The following is a 2,610-nucleotide window of genomic DNA, read 5'->3' on the forward strand; positions in this document are numbered from 1 at the left end:
CGCAGGGAATAATCAGTGAAACGAGTCAGGTGCATGGTGCACTCCCGGTGATAGCCGGTCTGGATGAGCCGCCACTCCCCTCGCGACAGCATCGGGCCGCGTCAGGACGAAGCCGGCGACGGTGCAGAATATCAGGGCGGTGGCACCAAGCAACCATGCCGCGGCCCCGCCCAGCCAGAGGATCAACCAGCTCAGCAGCAGGAAGGGGGTGGTCGGCAGGAGGGGCACCATCAGGCCGAGGGTTCCCAGGCCGACGCAGCCGTAGGCGAGGAAGCGCCAGGCGAGTCGGGATGTCATGAGCGTTCCTCCACCAACAACCGAACGTCATCATAGAGTATTTCATTAACCTGTTTCAGGCTGCCGTGGAATCGCCTAGGCTTTACGCAGGCAGTACCCCCATGCGGAGAGCCCGTGATGGAAGCCGAGCCCCTGATCAATGCGAGTTACAAGCGTGTTCTAGAACGCAAGGTCGATGGGCAGGGATTCTTTTCGGCCTTCTATGAGAATTTCATCGACGCCTCGCCGGACGTCGCGGCAAAGTTTCGCCATACCGACATGCCGCAACAACAATCCATGCTGAAGAAGGCCTTCTACCACCTGCTGGCGTTCTACGGATCGAACAATGCTATTACCTCCACCAGGTGGCGATCAGCCACAACCGTACGCACCTGGACATCTCTCCCGAGCTCCATGACATCTGGCTCGAGATCCTGATCGATACGGTTCGCCGTTTCGACGAGTGTTTCGATGCCGAGACCGAGCTGGCATGGCGCTTGGTGATGGCACCGGGCATCGTCTACATGAAGTTCCACTACGACCGGGGTGGCAGCAGTTCTTGACGCCTGACCGGAATGAGCCCCCTTTTTCTTGCAATCGGCTTTTCACAGAACCCAAGGAGGCCCCGTGGCCATTTCCAGCTTTGCCGACCTGCTCGACGAGGCACGTCGACAGCCCGAGCCACAGCGCCTGCTGTTCGTCTTCACCCGTGCCGAGCTGCCGGACCATCCCAGCGAGGAGCAGCGACGCCTCTTCGAGCAGGGCGAAGGCGGGGTGCTGACGCCGATGCTCTGTGTCGACAAGACCCCCAACGAGCTCACTGACATGGCGGGACTGGCGGCGGAGTCCCAATCGACCGGCGTCGACTGGGACATCGTCTTCGTGGCGGCCATGGCCGATCAGGGCTCGGAACTCGCGGAGCGTCACCTGGAGCGGATGGTGGAATCACTCAAGATGGGCACTATCGACCAGTTCCTGACCTTCGATCGGACGGGCGAGGGCGTGGGGTTCCAGTAACCCGAAGGCCCGATCTTTCTAGTACGCCCAGACAATCGCCATCAGCAGGCCCCAGGCCAGAATGCCGGCGGCCAACAAATAGGCACCCTGATAGTCGATCGACATGCCCTGGTCGTTGGCGACGGCATGGATCAGCCAGCCCATCAGGAAGAAAGTCAGCAATTCGGCAAGGAAGAGGATGGTGGTGATGAAGCGCCACTCCTTGTCGCCGAAGCCGGCCACGAAGGCATCACCATAATGCGTCCCGGCATAGTAGAGCATCACCGGCGGCAGCAGCGACATGGGCAATACAACCAGCCAGGCGAGGGCAGGAATGGAGAACCGGCGTTGCTGCAGTTCCTTCCATCCGGCGGTGCCCGTGAACGGCAGGCCGAGAATCATGGTGATATTCATTGGCATTCTCCTGTCTCTACTTCGGAGTAGGTCGGATCGACGGCATCGAGACATTCATATCATGCTATGATATTAATTGGTGGTCCCATGTCCAGTTGTCAAGAAGATCGCCATGTCACCCCACCGTCTCGATAGCACAGGCACTGACTCCTCCGTGCTGACCAAGCCGGATTTTGAACGCCTCTCGCACTTCCGCTATCAGCTCAATCGCTTCCTGCGCGACAGCGAGAGCTTCTGCCGTCGGCATGGCCTGACGCCGCTGCAGTACCAGCTGCTGCTTCACCTGCGTGGCTTCGAGGGTCGCGAGTGGGCCTCGGTCGGCGAACTGGCCGAGCGCCTACAGGCCAAGCATCATGGGACCGTGATGCTGATCGATCGTTGCGAAGAGCTGGGCCTGGTGGAGCGACGACCGGGTCGCCGGGATCGCCGTCGTATCGAGGTGCACCTGCTGACGAAAGGCACCCGCCTTGTCGAGGCAATCGCCGAGTTGCATCAGCCCGAACTGCGTCACCTTCAGGCAGAGTTCCGCCTGCCCGGCTGGCCAGACCTGTCGTGAATGGCGCCTCGGACTGACGTGCATCAATGCGCCTTTCGTCGATGCCTGGTCTGCTGTGGACTGTCTCGACAGCCACGCAACAGGGCGGCAGACGATTCGCCGAAAAGCGGTTCCGCCTGACCAGGAGTGACCATGAACGATAGCCATCACCAGGACTGGGATCCCCGCGCCGAGTCCGTCCTCGAGGACCAGCTTGCCGCCTACGATGCCATGCGAAGCCGCTGCCCGGTGGCCTTCAGCGACTACCTGCAATGGTCGCTGTTTCGCCACGCCGACGTGATGCGCGTGCTCGATGACCACGAGACCTTCAGCAATGCGGCCAGCCGCCACCTCTCCGTGCCCAATGCCATGGACCCGCCCGAGCACAC

5 protein-coding genes and 1 pseudogene are annotated in these 2,610 nt (G+C 61.1%); 4 read left to right on the forward strand and 2 right to left on the reverse strand.

Annotated features, from left to right (window positions below):
- Positions 1-12: 12 nt before the first annotated feature.
- Positions 13-297, reverse strand: coding sequence for a hypothetical protein (locus ACESMD_RS01550; protein ID WP_372609681.1), 285 nt, complete (start codon positions 295-297; stop codon positions 13-15).
- Between the two features lie 344 nt (positions 298-641).
- Here ACESMD_RS01550 and ACESMD_RS01555 point away from each other — a divergent pair, with 344 nt between their 5' ends.
- The gene (locus ACESMD_RS01555) at positions 642-839 is read left to right on the forward strand and encodes a hypothetical protein (protein WP_372609683.1); all 198 of its coding nucleotides are present in this window, start codon (positions 642-644) and stop codon (positions 837-839) included.
- Positions 840-903: 64 nt separating this feature from the next.
- Positions 904-1,293, forward strand: coding sequence for a ribonucleotide reductase subunit alpha (locus tag ACESMD_RS01560; protein ID WP_372609685.1), 390 nt, complete (start codon positions 904-906; stop codon positions 1,291-1,293).
- Positions 1,294-1,311: 18 nt separating this feature from the next.
- Here ACESMD_RS01560 and ACESMD_RS01565 read toward each other — a convergent pair whose 3' ends face one another.
- Positions 1,312-1,686 (reverse strand): hypothetical protein, encoded by a 375-nt coding sequence (locus ACESMD_RS01565; protein WP_372609687.1) that lies wholly within the window; start codon positions 1,684-1,686, stop codon positions 1,312-1,314.
- Positions 1,687-1,798: 112 nt separating this feature from the next.
- Between ACESMD_RS01565 and ACESMD_RS01570 the strand changes: the two genes are divergently transcribed.
- Together ACESMD_RS01570 and ACESMD_RS01575 are read left to right on the forward strand one after the other, a co-directional pair.
- A complete protein-coding gene (locus ACESMD_RS01570; RefSeq protein ID WP_372609689.1) occupies positions 1,799-2,242 on the forward strand; it encodes a MarR family winged helix-turn-helix transcriptional regulator in 444 nt (147 codons plus the stop codon).
- A 132-nt stretch (positions 2,243-2,374) separates the two neighbouring features.
- Positions 2,375-2,610 (forward strand): annotated as a pseudogene (locus tag ACESMD_RS01575) (cytochrome P450); the annotation flags it as partial.

The organism is Halomonas sp. (assembly GCF_041689495.1).
In the GTDB taxonomy this organism is placed as follows: Bacteria; Pseudomonadota; Gammaproteobacteria; order Pseudomonadales; family Halomonadaceae; genus Halomonas.

Bases quoted from the DNA above. Each gene is read 5' to 3' on its own strand.
- ACESMD_RS01550 (WP_372609681.1), bottom strand. From the start codon at position 297: ATGACATCCCGACTCGCCTGGCGCTTCCTCGCCTACGGCTGCGTCGGC.
- ACESMD_RS01565 (WP_372609687.1), bottom strand. From the start codon at position 1,686: ATGAATATCACCATGATTCTCGGCCTGCCGTTCACGGGCACCGCCGGA.
- ACESMD_RS01570 (WP_372609689.1), top strand. From the start codon at position 1,799: ATGTCACCCCACCGTCTCGATAGCACAGGCACTGACTCCTCCGTGCTG.